Origin of the sequence: Pelagicoccus mobilis (genome assembly GCF_016595505.1) — a bacterium.
Classification (GTDB): Bacteria; Verrucomicrobiota; Verrucomicrobiia; order Opitutales; family Opitutaceae; genus Pelagicoccus; species Pelagicoccus mobilis.
The window spans coordinates 15,260-35,075 of sequence record NZ_JAENIL010000048.1; the positions used below are offsets into that span (position 1 = coordinate 15,260).

14 protein-coding genes are annotated in these 19,816 nt (G+C 52.5%); 10 read left to right on the forward strand and 4 right to left on the reverse strand.

Translation table 11 applies throughout. The features are described from left to right. Window positions 1–23: 23 nt before the first annotated feature. From JIN87_RS21310 to JIN87_RS21325, 4 genes are all read left to right on the forward strand, one after another. Window positions 24–2,585 (forward strand): DEAD/DEAH box helicase, encoded by a 2,562-nt coding sequence (locus JIN87_RS21310; RefSeq protein WP_200357650.1) that lies wholly within the window; start codon window positions 24–26, stop codon window positions 2,583–2,585. Between the two features lie 107 nt (window positions 2,586–2,692). After that, window positions 2,693–3,184, forward strand: coding sequence for a hypothetical protein (locus JIN87_RS21315; RefSeq protein WP_200357651.1), 492 nt, complete (start codon window positions 2,693–2,695; stop codon window positions 3,182–3,184). After that, window positions 3,159–4,175 (forward strand): lipase family protein, encoded by a 1,017-nt coding sequence (locus JIN87_RS21320; protein ID WP_200357652.1) that lies wholly within the window; start codon window positions 3,159–3,161, stop codon window positions 4,173–4,175. Before JIN87_RS21315 ends, JIN87_RS21320 begins: the two co-directional genes overlap by 26 nt. Before the next feature lie 200 nt (window positions 4,176–4,375). Further along, window positions 4,376–6,604: a beta-galactosidase gene (locus JIN87_RS21325; protein ID WP_200357653.1), complete on the forward strand. Its 2,229-nt coding sequence runs from the start codon at window positions 4,376–4,378 to the stop codon at window positions 6,602–6,604. 58 nt (window positions 6,605–6,662) lie between these two features. On the opposite strand, the gene JIN87_RS21330 is transcribed toward JIN87_RS21325, so the two are convergent. Then, window positions 6,663–8,279: a GH35 family beta-galactosidase gene (locus JIN87_RS21330; RefSeq protein WP_200357654.1), complete on the reverse strand. Its 1,617-nt coding sequence runs from the start codon at window positions 8,277–8,279 to the stop codon at window positions 6,663–6,665. A 124-nt stretch (window positions 8,280–8,403) separates the two neighbouring features. Here JIN87_RS21330 and JIN87_RS21335 point away from each other — a divergent pair, with 124 nt between their 5' ends. The 3 genes from JIN87_RS21335 to JIN87_RS21345 are packed head-to-tail and all read left to right on the forward strand — an operon-like array spanning window position 8,404 to window position 10,947. Further along, window positions 8,404–8,634: a hypothetical protein gene (locus JIN87_RS21335; RefSeq protein WP_200357655.1), complete on the forward strand. Its 231-nt coding sequence runs from the start codon at window positions 8,404–8,406 to the stop codon at window positions 8,632–8,634. Then, window positions 8,634–9,728: a hypothetical protein gene (locus tag JIN87_RS21340; RefSeq protein ID WP_200357656.1), complete on the forward strand. Its 1,095-nt coding sequence runs from the start codon at window positions 8,634–8,636 to the stop codon at window positions 9,726–9,728. The genes JIN87_RS21335 and JIN87_RS21340 overlap by 1 nt, the downstream gene beginning before the upstream one ends. Before the next feature lie 4 nt (window positions 9,729–9,732). Further along, a complete protein-coding gene (locus JIN87_RS21345; RefSeq protein ID WP_200357657.1) occupies window positions 9,733–10,947 on the forward strand; it encodes an immunoglobulin domain-containing protein in 1,215 nt (404 codons plus the stop codon). Window positions 10,948–11,018: 71 nt separating this feature from the next. Here JIN87_RS21345 and JIN87_RS21350 read toward each other — a convergent pair whose 3' ends face one another. Both JIN87_RS21350 and fdhD read right to left on the reverse strand, forming a co-directional pair. After that, the gene (locus JIN87_RS21350; protein ID WP_200357658.1) at window positions 11,019–13,313 is read right to left on the reverse strand and encodes an FdhF/YdeP family oxidoreductase; all 2,295 of its coding nucleotides are present in this window, start codon (window positions 13,311–13,313) and stop codon (window positions 11,019–11,021) included. A gap of 21 nt (window positions 13,314–13,334) precedes the next feature. Next, complete coding sequence (gene fdhD / locus JIN87_RS21355; RefSeq protein ID WP_200357659.1) at window positions 13,335–14,159, reverse strand: formate dehydrogenase accessory sulfurtransferase FdhD; 825 nt, start codon at window positions 14,157–14,159, stop codon at window positions 13,335–13,337. Window positions 14,160–14,295: 136 nt separating this feature from the next. Between fdhD and JIN87_RS21360 the strand changes: the two genes are divergently transcribed. From JIN87_RS21360 to JIN87_RS21370, 3 genes are all read left to right on the forward strand, one after another. Beyond that, a complete protein-coding gene (locus JIN87_RS21360) occupies window positions 14,296–16,902 on the forward strand; it encodes a PQQ-dependent sugar dehydrogenase (RefSeq protein WP_200357660.1) in 2,607 nt (868 codons plus the stop codon). A gap of 126 nt (window positions 16,903–17,028) precedes the next feature. Next, a complete protein-coding gene (locus JIN87_RS21365; RefSeq protein ID WP_200357661.1) occupies window positions 17,029–17,727 on the forward strand; it encodes a 3-keto-disaccharide hydrolase in 699 nt (232 codons plus the stop codon). Between the two features lie 637 nt (window positions 17,728–18,364). After that, complete coding sequence (locus tag JIN87_RS21370) at window positions 18,365–18,604, forward strand: hypothetical protein (protein ID WP_200357662.1); 240 nt, start codon at window positions 18,365–18,367, stop codon at window positions 18,602–18,604. 423 nt (window positions 18,605–19,027) lie between these two features. On the opposite strand, the gene JIN87_RS21375 is transcribed toward JIN87_RS21370, so the two are convergent. Further along, the gene (locus JIN87_RS21375) at window positions 19,028–19,783 is read right to left on the reverse strand and encodes a ribonuclease HII (protein ID WP_200357663.1); all 756 of its coding nucleotides are present in this window, start codon (window positions 19,781–19,783) and stop codon (window positions 19,028–19,030) included. Window positions 19,784–19,816 lie beyond the last annotated feature (33 nt).

Genomic DNA, 19,816 nt, shown 5'->3' on the forward strand with positions numbered 1-19,816 from the left:
CCTCTCCAATCTCCGCGGCTTTCATGCCGTACCCTCTCGAGCCAGTCACCGATACCAAAGATCCGGACGTTCTTCTAGAACGCTTCCTCGAGTACACCCTCGAAAAAGGTATAGAGCTCTACCCCGCCCAGGAGGAGGCCATACTCGAGATCTTCGCCGGCAAACACGTGATCCTCAACACCCCCACCGGGTCCGGCAAATCGCTCGTGGCAGCTGCTCAGCACTTCTATTCGGCATCGCTTGGACGTCGCTCGGTCTACACCTGCCCAATCAAGGCACTGGTAAACGAAAAGTTCCTCGCTCTCTGCCGCGACTTCGGCCCGGACAACGTGGGCATGATGACGGGTGATGCCTCCGTCAACCGCGATGCTCCCATTCTTTGCTGTACCGCGGAGATTCTCTCAAACATCGCCCTGCGTGATGGAGAGAAGGCCCGAGTTCACGATGTAATCATGGACGAGTTCCACTACTACTCGGACCACGAACGCGGTGTCGCTTGGCAAACGCCCCTCCTCACTCTACCACATGCCCAATTTCTTCTGATCTCAGCTACCCTCGGCGATACCGCCTTTTTCTCTCGCGGACTCGAGGACCTGACCGGCAAGGAATGCGTAACCGTATCCAGCCAAGAACGACCAGTTCCACTCGAGTTTACTTATGAGGAGTCCACTCTCGTCGAAGCCCTCGAGGATCTGAAAAAGGAAAACAAGCTTCCCGTCTACATCGTCCACTTCACGCAAAAGGCCGCATCCGACACCGCCCAAAACCTGCTCTCGCTGAACGTCCTCACCAAAGAGGAAAAAGCGATCCTCAAGGAAGAGCTAAAAGGCGTCGAGTTCACCAGTCCTTTTGGTAAAGAGATCAAAAAATTCCTGCTCGCCGGCATTGGACTCCACCACGCCGGCCTCCTTCCCAAGTACCGTGTGCTTGTGGAAAAGTTCGCCCAGAAAGGACTTCTTAAATTCATCTGCGGCACAGATACGCTTGGAGTCGGAGTCAATGTTCCGATCCGCTCGGTTCTCTTCACTCAGCTCTGCAAGTACGGCGGCCGCAAGACCTCCATTCTTTCAGTGCGCGACTTCCATCAGATCTCAGGTCGGGCAGGACGAAAAGGGTATGACAACGTTGGATACGTCGTCTCACTTGCCCCAGAACACGTTGTCGAAAACAAGCGAGCTGAAACTCGAGCTGGAAACGACGCGAAAAAGAAACGTAAGATCGTCAAAAAGAAGCCACCCGCCCGTGGCTACGTCCAGTGGGACGAGGAAACCTACAAGAAACTCCAAGCCTCCAAACCGGAGCAGCTCGAGTCTCGCTTCAAGGTTTCCCACGGCATGCTGCTAAACGTGCTCAGCCGCGAAGGTGATGGGTGTCGCGCCATGCGAAACCTCATCGACGATTGCCATAATTCCCCCGGCTCCAAACCCAAACTCCGCCGCCAAGCGTTCCAGCTTTTTCGTGCACTTGTCGAGCGGCAGATCATTGAAATCGCTCCTCCAGGGAGCGAGGGCCAGAAACTCACCGTTAACGTCGAACTCCAAGACGACTTCTCACTCAACCAGACGCTTTCCCTCTACTGTATCGACACACTTGAGCTGCTCGAGGAGAAGGATCCCGAGTACGCCCTGAAACTGCTCAGTCTAGCCGAGTCTATCGTCGAAAACCCCGACGCCATTCTTCGCAAGCAGCTCGACAAATTGAAAACCGACAAGGTCGCCGAGATGAAAGCTGCCGGCATCGAGTACGAGGAGCGCATGGAAAAACTCGAAGAGCTCGAGTACCCGAAACCGGAAGCCGAATTCATCTACGAAACCTTCAACGAGTTCGCACGCAACCACCCCTGGGTTGGTTCTGAAAACATCAAACCTAAGTCCATCGCCCGCGAGATGTTCGAGCGCTACAGCAGCTTCTCGGACTACATTAAGCTCTACGGACTCCAGCGTGCGGAAGGCCTCGTCCTCAGACACATCACGAACGTCTATCGCGTATTGACAAATACCATACCTGAAGGCTTCCGAGACGATCAAGTGGATGAGATGATCATCTACTTTGAGCACCTCCTTCGCCACGTCGACTCCAGCCTGATCGACGAGTGGGAACTGATGCGCAACCCAGATTACCAGGCCAGCGACCTGGATGCCGATTCTCTTCCAGACTCTCCCCGAGCTATCGACATCACTCGCGACAAGTCGTCCTTTACTCGCCTGATTCGCAACGAGGTATTCCAATTCATCAGCATGCTCGCAGCAGGACGCTACAAGGACCTCGACGAGACCTACGACCTCACGCCCCTTTTTGCAGACACCCACGACGAAGCTCCGAAGTGGATGGATGTAGAGTTGGAGAATCGCATGAATGCATTCTACGACACCAGATCCTGGATACGCCTCGATCCGGCTGCTCGCAATAAGGAGCACACTCACATCAGCGAATCCGACGACCGCCTCACCTGGACCGTCGAGCAAATGATAATCGATTCCGAAGAACTCAACGACTGGGCCCTCACAGTTACAGTCGACATCCCCGCCTCCAGCGAAAAAGAAAAAGTAGTCTTCCAACTCCAAAGCCTAAAACCAATCAGCTAGCAGCCCACCACCCCGACCGCGAAACGCGCAACGTTGCATTTTTCACGGTCGACATGGCTCTATCGCCTACCTCCTCATTCTGAACTCTTAACTCTTCATTCAGCTAAATGCTTCCTGCCCTTTCCTACACTTCCCTAGAAGAATTTGAAGACGACTACATCGAAGCTCTCGTTGAAGAGGCAGCCGATGTCGCAAGCGAGCACGTTTGGTGGAATCAGCCCTTCTCCCTCTCTGCCGACAAACGAAACCCAAACCTCCTCAGCGGGCTCACCAAACTCATGCACCGCTACATTGAGGACTCGACAGGAGAAGCTCGCAAAGTCGAATACCGTGACGACGTTCTCATGGGAGCCGTCGATACCCTAACACTTTTCGAGATGCTTGCCTTTCTCAGCAAAGAGCACGAGTTCACCTGGCAGGTTTTCATCCCGATCGAACCCCGCCCCAAACCGGTCGGCCGAATCATCGAAGGCGAGATCGAACCCAAGCTCTTCGAGTTGATCATGCCAGAAATCGACGCCCTCGAAATAACCGAGAAGGAACTAAACGATACCAAGCTGCATCAAACCCTTCGTGAAACGCATTTCCCTCAAAGGTAGCGGCCATCGCATGCCGGTCGAAGCCTTGGCGGAGACTGGTCCACAACGGCCATGGAGCGCTTTTTTGTTTTTCCTATTCACCCTCCAAGTTTCGCTCCTCGCTGCCCCTAGCGGCTCCCTTTCCCACGAAGCCCTTTTCGGCCCGAACAAATCATTCGATTACTTCGCCAAGAACAGCGAGCTCGTCACGGAAAGCCCCCGCCTCTTCTCAGCCGCAAACGCATCCATGCTCGCTCAATCCAGCATGCTCGCGTACGTAACCGAGCAGGATTTCATCACCGAGACGTTCGCTGAGATTGGATACGACTCCACAGAGTTCTTTGATAGAGAGGGTACCTTCGCCTACCTCGCCGAAGACGAGCGCAACATCATCGTTAGCTTCAGAGGGACAGAGTCAGCGGACAGGATCGACTACCTTACTGACGCCCGCTTCATTCAAAAAGACTTCACCATACACGGAAAAGCCCACTCCGGATTCATACTCGCGCTCTCAAAAGTAGAGAGCCAAATCCTGTACTCTATCAAAAAACGAACCTCCGACGCTCCCGACAAAAAGGTTTGGTTAACCGGACACAGTATGGGAGCGGCCCTAGCGACGCTCTTCGCCATCAAGTACCCGGAAGAGGTTGACGCCGTCTATGCGATCGGCAGTCCACGCACCGTAAACAAAGCACTCGCTCAACACTGGCACGAACGGCTGCCTCTGTTTCGGATCGTCAATAACAACGACCTCGTCACACGCGTCCCTAGTCCTCCTTTCTATCAACATATCGGTCCCACGTATTTTCTGACTTCGGAGGGACAACTCATCATCGATCCACCCAAAAGCCGTAAGTGGAAGGATCGACTCAAGGGTCATGGCCAATTCGCAAGAAGGCTGATCGAGGAGCATTGGGCACAGGCAGATTTTTCCGCAATTCCCTCAGATTACTTTGTCGATCACTCTCCTCTGTTCTACGTCGAAGCGCTACAAGCCCTCGCTTTAGAATAAATTACAAATCGTTTGGAAGATCCTCCATCACGAAACGTAAATTGCATGCAATATGCATGTATTAACTTGTGCGTAGCCGCTAGGTGGTTTCAGTTTTAAGATCCAATCAACGCATTGGATCAAGAGACGCCATGAAGAAACTTCGCCCTAACCCCCTGTTACTAGCGTGTGCAATCGGCATCCTAACGCTCTGTCAAAACATGTACTCTAACGGATCCGTCCACGAGACGGATAGCACCGAAGACTTCGAAACGAAACTCATGCTGGCAAACTTCGAGGGTAAAAACGTCCCCGAGCTGCTTGTGACAAATGCCTCTAATGGGGAAATCATCCAAACAGGGAGTTCACACGCTTTCAAAGTATCACTGGCAACCTCCTCCAACAAGTGGGCCGGCCTCGAGCTCAAACCAAGCCAGCCGCTGGACCTAAGCAAAATGGGTCCAATAAGTCTCGTATTTGATGCAGCAAGCCTAGGCGAACACACCACTCAACTCTTCATCAACATCACCGACAAAAACGGAGCGAGCCATTCCCGTAGCGCCGTCATCCGCTCGGGGAAGATGAACACGTACTACGCGGTTCTATCCAGCAGCGATCTAAAAAGCGATGCAGAGGACGAAACCGTTGAGCTCAATCTGGCTTCAGGTATGCGCTCCAATCCTCCGCCGTTCAACACCGACGCAATTCAAACCGCATGGCTTTGGGGAACCAAGAATTTGGACCTGAGCGGTATCTCGCTGATTAAGCTGAGCTCGATGAACTCCAGCCACAATAAGGAGCTTCTCATCGATAATATCCGCATCGCCGGCAATCCACCCTACCACGAGGATTATCTTACCGGCATCCTCGACGAGTTCGGCCAAGCGGCGAAAAAGGACTTTGAAGGAAAGGTAAACTCCGTTGAGGAGCTACGTGCAGCACGGGATACCGAACTCGCATCCTTTAAAGAAAAACCGTTCACAAATCGCTCGAAATACGGAGGATGGAAAGACGGCCCTAAACTCGAGGCTACCGGCTATTTCCGTGCGGCGAAGCACAACGGAAAATGGAGCCTCGTCGATCCCGATGGATACCTCTATCTCGCAACTGGCGTGGCGGTCATACGCCTCGGTGATACTTCCACGATGACAGGACTCGACCGCAAGGTGTATCCATCAGACGAGGACCACAGTAAGACAGAAACACACGTTACCGTTTCTCCTGTTAGGCGAAACCTTTTCCAGTGGCTTCCAGACTCGAGCGATCCTCTGTCCAAACACTACCACTACGCTCGCGGAGTGCATTCCGGAGCTATGGACAAAGGGATCTCCTACAACTTCTACGAAGCGAACCTAGAGCGTAAATACGGCGACAACTACCATGAGCGATGGCGAGAGGTAACCATCGATCGCATGTTGAACTGGGGCTTCACCTCGCTCGGAAACTGGACAGAACCCGGACTCTACAACAACGACCGAATCCCCTACTTCGCCAACGCGTGGATTACAGGCGAACACAAGACAGTTTCGAGCGGCAACGACTTCTGGCACGCTCTACCCGATGTCTTCGACCCAGCCTGGGAAAAGGTCGCAGACAAGGCGGTCCGAAAAGTGGCTAAAGAGACTCAAGGCAATTCGTGGTGCGTCGGTGTGTTCATCGACAACGAAATCAGTTTCGGTCGGCCGAATAGTCAGCAAACACGTTACGGCATCCCCATCCACACGCTCCAACGCGATGGAAATGAAGTTCCTACGAAAGCCGCGTTCACTCGAGCAATGCAGGAGAAGTATTCGAGTATCGAAGCGCTCAATACAGTTTGGGAAACGAATATTTCATCTTGGGACGCTTTCAACCGAGGTTTCGATTCCACCATAAACAATCAAGCCCAGGTCGCCGACTACGCGTTACTCTTGGAGCTATACGCTTCCAAGTATTATGAGACCATCGCCGCATCGATGGATACGCACCTTCCCAATCACCTCTATCTCGGCTCCCGTATGCCAGATTGGGGCATGCCTATGGAAGCCGTTCGCGGAGCTGCCAAACATGTAGACGTGCTAAGCTTCAATCTCTACAAGGAAAGCCTCTTTCATGAGACCTGGGCCTTTCTCGAAGAAATGGATATGCCGAGCATCATCGGCGAATACTCTATCGGATCCACCAACGACGGCCACTACCACTTCGGCATAATCGATGCAGAAGACCAGGAAGACAGAGCAACGAAGTTTGTCGACTACCTCGACTCCCTCATTGCAAATCCCTACTTTATCGGGGCCCACTGGTTCCAGTACATCGACTCAAACATGACCGGCCGAGTCTACGACGGAGAGAACTACAACAACGGTTTCATCCGTGTATCAGACATCCCTTACCAGCCGATGGTCGACGCATCCCAAGAATTCCACAAGGATCTCTACGAGAAACGGTTCAGGGAAAGCAATAAACTGTAGGGCGTGGCGCAGACCCGCCACTAGATGATCGCCTCATCGCGGCGACCTACAATTAGTATCACCAATACCGATACAGTTTACAGATACTAATTCCCGTCGCCTGCTTGTTCGCGATCAAATCCCCTTCCGGCGATTCGAAATCGAGGAAACGCCAATGGACTCCACGCCCAGCTTCGTCGCCGTTTAAGCGACGCCCGGCAATCCACTCGCCTTCAACAAAGTTCCCTTCTTCAATCGAGAGGATTCCCGCTTTCACCTTGGTTTCCCCAGGAACTGCAAACGCTATCTGAAAGCCAAAACCGGCCCCGATAAACGTATCTTCGCCTATTTGGATTACTAGGCCTCCCGCTCGTTTCGCATCTTGCCCAAAGGCTTCATCGAGAATGACACGCATCTCAAAGCCGCCCAGCTCCCGCGTAACCTCTGGAGTTTCCTCATCGAGTATGAAACCAAACGATTTCCCGGCCCCTTGGTGCTCTAGGATGAGCGGAGCCATTTGCTTCAGAACATCGTAGCTACGCTGAATCCGATTTTCCTCCTCGGGCTCAATCGAATCGATAGCAAAGGGCGAAACTCCAATCGCATCATGCTCACCAATAGGCAGAAACAACTGGGTCGCAGCCAAGTCGTTCCAATGCATTTCCGGGATGAACAGAGGATTCCCGCGACGGACATACCTTCGGCACCACTCCGCGAATTGAGGCTGGTAGATATCGGGAGCTAGGAAATCGATACTCGGGGCGACGATTTGCCACACATCCAAAGTATGTGGCAAGGGACCACCACTTGGCCACTCACCCGGTTTCTGTCCACCGCTGGCGACACCGCCAGGACCATTGTCTAAGCTGCAAAGCCAAGCGTTCACGAACATGGGGAGCTCGTACTCTGCCTTGCCCGCAGCGGTCACCTTTTCGATGTAGCTGGCGTAGGCCCAAGCCATGAAAAGCTCGTCAGTCGCCGCCCCTTCGCCAAACACATTTTCCCAGTTCCCTGCGGCCTGCTTACCGTTCGCTTCCCAAAGTCGCAAAAGGTCCCCACCGATATCCAACGACTCATCCTTCAATGGGGCAATTAAGGTATCCGGGACCTGAGAGTTGAACGCATTCTCAGCCGAAACACTTCGATCACGAGAATCGCCCAACACCCCGACCTCATTCTCGACTTGTACCATGATCACGGTGTGCTGCTCACCATCGACTCCCTTAAGATGCCTCATCAATGACGCAAACGCCCGACAATCCGCCTCACAGGTCGACCCAGCAAATGCAGACAAAATCTCTAAAGGCGCTCCCCCAGCCGCTTTCACTCTTGGGAAGCGATCACTATCTTTTTTCACCCAGGCTGGGGCGTAGTTTGAGAGGCCGTTCTTCCAAGTACCAAACCAAAGCAGTACCAACTTCAGACCGTGCGTGCGCGCCTGCTGAATCAATCCATCGACCAGGGTGAAGTCGAATTGGCCTTCCTCGGGCTCAGTCAGTTCCCAAGTCACAGCCGCAAGCACTGTGTTGAGGTGCATTTCTTTCAATTTCGCCCACTGCGGAGCCATGAAACGTAAACTGGACGAGCTAGAGTTATGCAGTTCGCCTCCAATTACTAAAAACGGGGCTCCTTCGACAATGAGCTGAGTAGCCGTACCTTTACGTCGGAGGTGGGGTATTGGGCTTTGTTTTTGCATACAATATCCATTTCCAAACACTCATTGCCCAATCAGACAAAGGCAAAAGTCGTTAACCTCAATAATCCGCCAAACTTCGCCCATTTATTGGGAATAAATCACCCCCCGAAACATCTTAGAGAGTATGCGATCCCTACTACCCAAAAGTGCCGCTTTGATGGTGCTGACAGCGACAGTCTTTCTCGCTGGCTGTGAAACCGTTCCCGCCTACCGACAGGAGCACGTCTCCAAAGCTGGAATGACCTTCTCTGACTCACTCACCGGGTCGAATGAAGCCTCGTTAACAGCTCAACTTGAACCAGGATCTCAAACCTCCGGAGGAGCCCAAGCCTCCGGTTGCTCAGCTTGCAGATAATGAAAACACTGTACCTAAGCTGCACCCTTCTGATCGCTGCTCCACTGTCAGCTGCGCCGAACGGTCTCGAAACGCTGGAATCCTCGGTTGAGCTCTTGGAAAGTGATTTGTTTTCGATCGATCTATGGTCGATGCGGTCCACACAAACGCTCGGTGACTGGGAACTTGAAACGGGATTTTCCTTCACAGACTACGAGATCGATTACCGTGTAACGGATTTCGACTTCTTCGGCGAAGACACGATCATCAACGAGGAAACCTACTCTATCGATCTCACAGCGTCTCGAGCAATTCAGGACAACCTCAGCTTTGATTTCGGCCTGAGTTACCGCGACGGGTTTTCGAGTTATCGCGAAGTTTGGCTCGATACATTTTTCGATCAGCACTACGCCCCACTCGAGGGAGTTGAAGGACACGAACTGTACGAGAATTTCGACGCTAGCGCTTACGGCGTTTTCACCGGGGTACGTTGGGAGTATCTTCCCGCAAACGCGATCGCAAGTGTCACTCTATCCCGAATACAAGACAACGTTTCCCCCGGATACGAAATCGACTTCGATGGGATCCGCCGCGGCGAACTGGTTCTTGCGACGACTTCAATTAGCTTCGTCACTGAAAACGTACTCACTGAACGCCTCCGTTCCAGAGCTGCGCTCACGATCACTGACACCTCAGCAAGAGAGATTCGCTATGCAGGAGAGATCGCGCTCAACGCAGCGATTGGCCAAAACCTGATCTGGAGAAACCGAATCGGGGCAGCAACTGAAGACCCGCAATACGATGCCCATTTTTTTGATACCGCCTTCGAGTACCAAGCAACAGAGCGAACCGCAGTCTACCTACAAGGCCGTCACTACGAAGATTCGGGTGAAATCGAAAACGCTCTTCTTTTCACAACAGCCGCACCTGCTCTGGACAATGACTCCGTCACACTCGGTCTTCGCTACGCCAATGAAAACTGGACCGCGAAATTCGCTTACACCTACTCCGAGTCCGACTTCGCCCCCACAAATCTAAACGTGGATTTCTTCCAGAATCTATACGTCGACGACAATTGGACCAACTTCCAATTCGCGATTGGGAAAACCTTTTAAGGCAATGCTCAGCAATCAATCACCAAGACGAAAGAAAGTCCTCACTAGGACTTTTGCAGGAATCCTACTTTGTATTCTCTCAACAAGCACAAGCCTATGGGGACAACGCTATCAGGTGGGAGATATCGTCGAAAACTTCACCCTCACGAACCGGGCGACTAATGAGCCGGTGAGTTTGAGCGACTTCGAAGGTAAGGTCGTCTTCCTCGAATGGTTCGCCTACTGGTGCCCATTTTGCCAGGCTGCCGCCAAACAAGTGAAACAAGGGATCGTGGATCACTACGGAGGCGGTGGAAATCCGAACGGAGTGCCCGTCTTACACGTCGCTCTAAATCTCGAGCCGGACAATCCTGGCTTTACCGACCAATTCATTACCGAACACAGTCTCCAGCTCGTTTTGCAGGATACTGATGCCTCACTTGCCTCCAAGTTCCATGTCGGCGGACAACCCATTTTCGCTATCATCAATGGTGTCGAAAACTCAACCAGTCACGAACAGTGGGAACTCATATACTCACGCCTCGGTTATGGTGCAGATAACCAACCAATCACCGAGTTCAGACAGGCGATCAACTCAGTAGAAGCAGGAATAAGTGTTGAGGCCCCATCGATTACACAGCACCCCACGAGTCAAAACCTAGCAACCGGATCGGAGCTAACGCTTTCCGTACAAGCGACCGGTGACGAACTCACTTACGTCTGGAAAAAGGACGAGCAAACACTGGAAGGGCAAAGCAGCGCAACACTAACAATAGCGACCTCAACCCTAGCCGACTCAGGCTCCTACACAGTAACAGTGAGTAATGCTGGTGGAGAAATCGTTAGCTCAGTAGCAGAAATATCGGTCAGGCTATCCTTTGAGGACTACCTCGCGGATACGGGTCTTACCGGCAATGACGCATTCATTCAAGCCGATCCAGACGCCGATGGTTATTCGAACGTATTTGAATACCTAGCACAAACGAATCCGAACGACTCGTCATCCACTCCCGCAATGAGTCTTCAGTTCAAACAAACAGACGAGGGCCTAATGCTTGAGGCGATATTCCCAACGAACGAGCTTACAATCGGCTACACTGTAAGAGTCGAAGCGAGCATGGACCCAAGTTTTACAACCGACAACAGCACCATGCATTCCTTTGACAGCGAAGGTAAAATTGAGACTCTGATCGACTTAAACAAAGAGCTATTCGCCCGTCTTGTGGCTAACCCAATCTAAATCGCTAGCGCACATTCGAAATGTCCTCACTAGTGCGAATTCCGTCCAGCTCATTGGTCCATTATCCTGTTTTAACTTACTCTTTTCCGGACCTCGACTTGGATCGACTTTGAGGCCGGAGTTTCGCTACCTTTAGCAGTATGATCGATCGGCACTAAGGTATTGGCCTCCGGGAAATACATTGCAATGCATGATTTCGGAATGTCGTAAGGAATCACTTGATACAACCGCGTCACCCGCTCTTCGCCTTTGAAATACGAATACACGTCAACTTCGTCTTCCGCGTTTAGATCCAAACGGTTCATATCTTCGGAATTCATGAAAACGATACGTCGCTCCCCACGAATACCACGATAGCGATCGTTTAGACCATAGACTGTCGTATTGAACTGATCGTGACTCCGGATGGTCATCAAAAGCATTCGCCCCGGCTCCGGCTTTTCGATGTCGAGTTCGCTCACCCCGAAGTTTGCCTTGCCCGAAGCAGTCTCGAACACGCGTTCCTTGGCTGGGTTGTACAGATAGAAGCCACCCGGTTGACGCGCTTTCTCATTGTAGTTCTCAAAGCCAGGAACCACTCGCTCCACGACTTCCCGAATCGTCGAGTAATCTGTCTCGAACCTCTCCCAATCAATCTCGCATTTGCGATCCTTGAGAACCTTTTTAGCCATACCGCAAATGATAGCGACCTCGCTCTTCAACATTTCGGAAGCCGGCGGGATTCGCCCCGATGAAGAATGTACAATCCCCATTGAATTCTCAACGCTCACCCACTGCTCGCCACTCGCCTGCACGTCCTTCTCAGAACGCCCTAGACACGGCAGAATCAATGCCTGTTTGCCAGTGATCAGATGCGAGCGATTCAGCTTGGTCGAGATATGCACAGTAAGGCGACAATTTCTTAACGCTTCAGCTGTGTATTCAGTATCTGGTGTAGCCGATAAGAAATTTCCTCCTAACGCGACAAATACACGGCCAGGATTCGCCTTCATATCGCGAATCGCTTGCACCGCATTGAATCCAATCTCACGCGGGCACTCAAATTTGAACTCTTTCTCCAAGGCGGCGTAAAACCACTCTGGCATGTGCTCGAAGATCCCCATTGTCCGATCTCCTTGTACGTTACTGTGTCCACGAACAGGACACATTCCCGCGCCCTTTTTCCCGATCGCACCGCGAAGCAAATGAAGGTTCGTCAAGTCTCGGATCGTAGCTACAGCGTTTCGATGCTGTGTCAGTCCCATAGCCCAACACGAGATGATGCGCGTCTTTGAAGCAAACAGCTCCGCGAGCTCATTGATGATCGACATTTCAAGATCGCACGCATCCAAGAGTTCCGCCCACGAAATCGATTTCAAGGCCGCCCGATACTCTCCGTAACCCGCGGTGAACTCGTTGATAAAATCCGAATCTACGACCGTTCGCCCCGACTCCTCCATCTCCAGCAGTCGCTTTCCAATCGCTTGGAAAAGTGCTTGATCTCCATTCGTCGGAACACGAACAAAGAGATCCGCTAGAGGAGTCTTACCACCCAGCATTTGCGTCACGCGCTGCGGATGAGCAAAAGCAACAAGCCCAGCTTCACGAAGTGGGTTTATGGATACGATAGTCGCCCCCTTCTCTTTCGCCTGCTGCAGCGTCGAGAGCATACGCGGATGGTTGGTACCTGGATTTTGACCAATCACCAAAATGACTTCGGCATTCTTCAAGTCATCGAGCGACACAGTCCCTTTTCCAACACCGATCGACTGATTGAGAGCGAGACCACTCGACTCATGACACATATTCGAGCAATCCGGCAAATTGTTGGTACCTAAAGCTCGCGTGAGCAGCTGATAGAGAAAAGCGGCTTCGTTGCTCGCCCGCCCAGAAGTATAGAAGATTGCCTCATCCGCGCTAGCCAACTCTCCAATCTCGCTGGCAATCAGACCAAACGCCTCGTCCCAAGAGATCGGAGAATAGTGACTCGCCCCTTCTCGCAAAACCATAGGCTCCGTCAAGCGGCCTTGTTGGTCATGCCAATAATCGCTCATCTCCGCCAACTCTACCAAGGAATGTTCAGCAAAGAACTTCGCATCGATCCGAGCGGCCGTTGTCTCACTGGCAATTGCCTTCGCCCCGTTTTCACAAAACTCAAAAGCGCTGCGGTGACCATCCGGGTCTGGCCACGCACAACTCGGGCAATCGAAGCCGCCCTTTTGGTTCAGTTTCGTGAGAGCGTCTTTTGCCCGCACCACGCCAGCCTTACCGATCGCGTGCTTCATCGCGTGGTAGACGACACTGGCTCCGCCCGCTTTGTTCGGAGGAGTGGATACGTTTAATTTTTCGAAAGTCTCGGGGGTATTTTCGTTAGGACGAGTTGGCATATCTGGTGTAAAAACGTCTTCTTAATCCGTGAACTGGATACGATGCGGAGAACTGTATACGTTGAATCGCTCTCCCCTTAGAAATCCGACAAGCGTCACATTGAAAAGAGTCGCGAGCTCAACGGCGAAACTGGAGGGGGCTCCAATGCTCACTAAAAACGGGCAGCCGACCGTTAAGGCCTTTTGCATTAAATCGTATCCAAGGCGGCCGCTGAACAATATCGCTTGTTCCTCCCAAGGGATGTGGTCGCCTCTCACCCAAGCACCTACCAGCTTATCCATAGCGTTGTGCCGTCCTATATCTTCCGCAACCGCGATCAACTCTCCCTTGGCGTTGAAACGCGCCGCGGCGTGTAGTCCACCCGTGTGCTGAAAATCAGTTTGCTGCTGCAGGAGTCGACTCGGAAACTCTATAAGAGCTTCTTCCGTGAAACGAGGCCCCTGCTGGTCATGAAATCGTTCCTCACGATCGATCCGGAGGGACTCAAGAGCGCTTTTCCCACAGGCTCCACAAGCGGAGCTAATCGGAAACGCACGACTGTGTTGATCAGCATTAAGGTCAACGTTTTCATCCACGCTCACGACCGCACGCCGCGCTGGCATTGTCGCCCCTTTTTCCTCTGTAAAGCGGATGGAGCGAACATCGGAAAACTGCGAGATGATCCCCTCATTGCGGAGCATACCTAAGACTAGCGCTTCATCATCACCCGGAGTTCGGAACGCTACGCCCAAAGGAAGCGTCGTTTTGCCATTTTTCACAGCAATCTCTAGGGGCTCTTCCACTGTGAGGCGATCGTCCTCAGGTGTATAACGACCTTCGTCGATACGGAGAATGCGAGAACGCACCGTCCTTGCACGTTGTTCATTTGTCTCTTTAGGGGGCACTTGCCTTAATTAACCAGCCTAATCCCAAATTGCGCTCAATCTAATTCTCGTTACCGCTGGCCCAAACGCCGTAAAAACGAAATATCTCCATCAAATAATGCGACATTGCCTACTCCCTGCTGCCGTTTCGCTATTAATCCTGAGCCTAGCTAGCTCACTCTTCGCCCAAAGAGTCGCAAACGACACGCTCGACTTTCCTTCCTCCTTCTCGACCGGCGACTACGAGTTCGAAGAGATACTCAACGTCACGGCGATTCTCGCCATTGCGACCCCGCCCGGCGACACACAAAACGTCTATCTCGCTGAGCGTGCAGGCCGCATTTCGATCGCAAACGATCTGGAAAACGGAACAACCACAAACGCCCTCTTCTTGGACATCACCTCCAAGGTAACGACTAACCTAGAAAATGGCCTGCTCGGTCTTGCCTTCCATCCGCAATACGAAACGAACGGATTTTTCTATGTTTTCTACACGACCCAAGAAAGCGGGCAGCCAACCAACCGCCTTTCCAGATTCACTCGCTCAACGCAAAATCCGCTACTAGCCGATCCAAATTCCGAATTCATTCTATTCGATCAGCACGATGAAGCGGCGAACCACAACGGAGGATCTCTAAGTTTCGGCTTGGACGGCTATCTCTACGTTGGAGTTGGAGATGAAGGAGGCGGTGGAGACAATTTCCAGAACGGGCAACGAATCGACCGTGATCTATTCGCTGGCCTCCTTCGAATCGACGTCGACAAGAGACCCGGAAATTTCGAACCAACGCTTCACCCAGCGATTCCACGCGACAACCAAAACCTAGCGCCCTTTAGCATTCCCGCTGATAATCCGCTCGTTTCCGCCTGGCAGGAGGCAGGGGCTGAGCTCGATTCAGATCTACGGCTCGAGTTTTACGCCATTGGACTGCGTAACCCATGGCACATGGACATCGACCCACTGACCGGAGAAATCTGGGTCTCAGACGTCGGCGAAGATTCCTACGAAGAAATAAACCTTATCCAAAAAGGCGGCAACTATGGTTGGCCAAACCGAGAAGGTTCCCACCCTTTTGAGCACAATCGCACCGTCCCTCCTGAATTTGGCCCCTTACTCGATCCAGTTTATGAATACGGACGAGACCAGGGCCCGTCAGTCTCTGGAGGCATCGTCTACCGTGGAGCCGGCCTCCCAGAACTCTACGGTGCGTATATCTTCTCCGATTTTTACCACAACCACACTTGGGCACTGAGATGGTCCGAAGAGTCGTCCGACTACGAAGCGACCCGAATCGGCACATTAGCCAGCGTCTCCGCCTACGGCCGTGATCCCCGCAACGGGGAACTTCTAGCTGGCAACATATGGGGAGGGCTCGGCACCCTCGTACGCTCCGACAGTTCAAACGCACCCGACTTTCCTCAGACCTTAAGCGAAACCGGAGCATTCTCAGACCTTGCTAACCTTACGCCAGAGGCCGGCATTTACACCTATGAGCCCCAGATGCCCTTCTGGTCCGACCATGCGATCAAAAGCCGCTGGGTATCCATTCCCGGTAGCGAACAAGTCGCTTATTCGCAGGACGACCCTTGGACTTTCCCTGAAGGTTCGGTCTGGGTTAAGCACTTCGAACTCGAATCCGAACGCGGCAACCCCGCCAGCAGAAAACGAATCGAAACCCGCTTCTTAGTTAAAACTGAAACGGGAGTCTACGGACTCAGCTACCAGTGGAACGATGACGAAACCGAGGCCTCGCTAGTTCCCGAGGAAGGCGTAAGTATCGATTTTCCGATTACAGAAAACGGCCAACAAAGCACGCAAACCTGGCAAGTTCCTTCCCGCCAACAATGTCTAGGCTGTCACACTCCCGCCGCTGGCTTTGCATTGAGCTTCAACACCCGTCAATTGAATCGAATCGGCCAGCATGACGGGCAAAGCGAAAACACACTCGAGTACTTTTCTCGCCTTGGTGTTCTCGACACCCAGATTTCGGATACGAGCAATCTCCCGCGTCACCACTTGCCAGGCGATGATTCGGTATCGCTCGAAACGCGTGCTCGCTCTTATCTGGCAGTCAACTGCGTTTCCTGCCATCAACCAAACGGTGGTACCACGTCTTCATGGGATGCCCGCGCCCATCTAACACTCGAAGCCACTGGCCTTCTCGACGGAGAAGCCGCAAACAATGGTGGCGATACTAATAAACGCCTTGTCGTCGCAGGTTCGCCCGAAAACTCGATCGTCCTCGACAGGATGGCTGCTCGAGACGGTTTCAAACGTATGCCGCCTTTTGGTTCTAACGAGCTAGACGAAGAGGGAATAAACCTGATCACGCAATGGATAGCCCGACATGGAGTCGAAGGTCTTTTTGAGACCTGGCAGATCGAGCACTTCTCCAGCACCCAACTTCCTGAGGCAGCCCCCGATGCCGATCCCGATTTCGATGGTAATAGCAACCGCCTCGAGTTTCTTAGCGGAACGCTCCCCCTGGATCCACAAAGTGTCTGGCGACCGAACTTCAACCGGGACGGTAATTCTCTCACGGTGAGTTTCCCGATAGCCCCGGGGCGAACCTTCACCATCGAGAAGAGCGTAGATCTTAGCACCTGGACCGATTGGCAAGTCGAAGGAAACCCACCGCAATCAAGCGATGCGGAAGCCAATGTTCAAGGCCCCCTCACCGATTCAGACGAGAACGCGTTCTTCCGCGTTACCATCGACGAGTAACCCAATAGCCAGCGCTTCCCACCAAGACATTCCAATGGAGCGCTTGAACCTAGGGCATGCTTCCACGCACTTGCACTTGAGCGAAACCGAGTTAAGGTTTCTCGCGTACCAAGTTCCTGTCCCACAATGAAAAACAAGTTACCCGCTCTGATCCTGCTGCCTTGCCTTGCCTTCATCTCATTTCCCGCCTTCGCCGAGTGGGAACACATTTTCAAAGGAATCGATTTAGAGGAGTTCTACTTCGACTTTATCGAAGAAGCGGAGCCCGCCGACGTGTTCGAGATCAAGGATGACGGCACTCTGGTAATCAAGGGAGAGGATCAGCCCGAAGGCTATATCCAGACCTTAGACGAATACGAAAACTTCGAGCTCTCTTTCGCTTTCAAGTTTCCCGAAGGTGAAGGAAAAAGCGGAGTCATCATCCACTGCAATGGCGATACCGCACATGGCATTTGGCCCGAAGGCATCGAAATCCAGCTCGAACCCAAAAACAACGGAGACTTCTGGCTTCTGAATAACGAAATCGACGTGGAAGAAAACCAGATGCCGAACAAAGCCGCCGAAAGAAATCGCCGTCTGAGAATTCCTCAGAAGAAAACGACTTACACGACTCAGCATCTCAAAAAAGAGCGCGAACGCCCTCCCGAACAGTGGAACGACATGCGTATCGTCGCAAAAGAAGACACCATTCAAGTGTTCCTCAACGGCGAACTCGTAAACGACGGAAAGAACGCTTCCGCCTCAGCGGGCTTCATTTCGGTTCAGGCAGAAGAATCGAATATCGAGATCAAAGACTTCCGCATCCGCGAATTGGATACGGAGTAATCTAATTTCAATTCCGAAGCAGAAGCAAAGTCTTCCGGAGCGTCCAAACGATCGAGCTGCGGATGCGACCCCTCCTGCATCCAGACACGAAAAACGGGCGGCTGAACCGCCCGTTTGACGCTATCATCCCCTGGTTGCATATAGCAGAGCCAGGCACCGCGCCGTTTTTCTGAACTGTACAAATAGCTAATCCCAAGGGGCCTTTTGAGTCAACGGAACCCGAGCCCTATACGTACGATATTAGAAAAACTCCCGTTATATGAAGGTCTCTAATTAGGTCTTGTTTCCAACAGAGCATCTCGAGCTCCAGATACAAGAAGACCGGGGCGGTCCCACATCCGCCCCGGCCAAGCAACGACTCAGTTTTGGAACTAAAATCAGTGACTAATGAAAATCTTTACTGCTTTCGTTTCCTGTCCGCCCGATCTCTCGAGCGTGCAAATAGATTAACAAACGAAGCCAAATTCCACAATCCGTGAGAGATACCGTTTTTCGCGCGTGAATCCGCAAATTCGCTAGGTTCTGCCCGCAAAACCACCCGTGAGTGTAAACAAAATGCAAATTCCGGCAGTTTTCCGTCAAAACGAGAATAAAAGAGGTCGACAGACGCGAATCCCACGCTAGCACTTTTTCCGTTATGTCCAAAGTGCTCAAAGTAACGCCTAAAACTATCGTCTTCGACATCGTCCTCTGCGGCATCGTCTGGCTCCTCTTCACGCTCTGGTTCAAGCCACACGTTCCAAGCGAAGACGCGACTATCATCAACCTCGTCGCAGGCTTCACAGCTCTTCCAGCAGCGGGCACGTTCTACCTCTGCTTGCAGATGTTCAAGGTGACCCTCGCTCACCAACGCCAACTCAAGGCGGCTAAAAAGTAGTCTACCACTTCAAAACGAATTTTCTAAACCGGCGTCTCAGCAGAGGGCCGGTTTTTTCGTGCCCGAAAGAGGTGGTTCGGCCGCTCCGCGGGCGGCGCAGCAGCCAATTGGCTTCGCCTGTCAGCTTCGCCTTCGGTAAATGAGAGATTGGTCTCCAGTCTGGTTGATCCAATCCCTTCTGAAACGCGCTCCCGTGAATCGAGTCTCTTGAAATCTATTTTGTAAGGTTACAAAATAGATTTCAACGCTTCTGGTTTTTAGATGAGGACTGACGGGGCCCCAAGTCTGGCGACCTTGGCTAGGGGGGCGTTTCGTTGGGCTGAAGCAGAGGCGCTGCGTGCGGTGCTCTCGCGTACCGAAGGCGAAGCTGACATGCGAAGTCAATTGGCTACTATGAGCGAGGTATGGGGATCTTCGGTCTCGCTAAAACCCGAACTCTTCCTGCACATCCTCACCTGGCTCCTCAAGCAGCTTTCTGAGGAAAAGCGGGCGGTGAATATCCGTTGGTCCGTTCTCCAGTATCGCAGTGCGATGCAGCACCGTCGCGTAACCTTTAGAGGAAGCGAGATCGTAATGCGGGTATTCGCAGTCGAGAGCCATCATGATCCGATCTCTCGTCACCTTGGCCACGATCGAAGCCATCGCGATACAGAGCGCCGTTGAATCGCCTTTAACAACCGCGTCATGCGAATAGCCCAAATTTTTCATGGGCTTCCCGTCGACGAGAATCTTCCAGCTTGAAAGCGTCTCCGGAGCCTTCTCCCCAACTGGAACTTGATCAAAAAGCGGATCCGGATCGTGCGGCAAAATGTTCGCCGTCTCCAAAATCTCCTCAACCGCCCGCTTCATAGCGATTTGAGTCGCTCCCAGAATGTTGTGGTCCTCGATCTCCGAAACGCTGCCCCTTCCGACTCCGATAAAAATGCGACCTTCCCGCTCGAGCCAGCGCAACTTGCCGTAGAGCTCTTCGCGTTGTTCCAGAGTCAGCAACTTCGAGTCGTTGATATTCGAGGCGTTTCGCTTGCACCACTCGCTATCGTAGAAATCCGCGCGAGCGGCAACTGCCGCCGCGACAACCGGACCAGCGAGAGCGCCACGCCCAGCTTCATCGACTCCGATGAGCCCGATGAGGTTTTTCAGATGCTTGCGATCGTAGGCCCGAAGACGATGAGACTTCATAGAGTAGGTCCTCCTTTTCGCGTCAAACTTCTA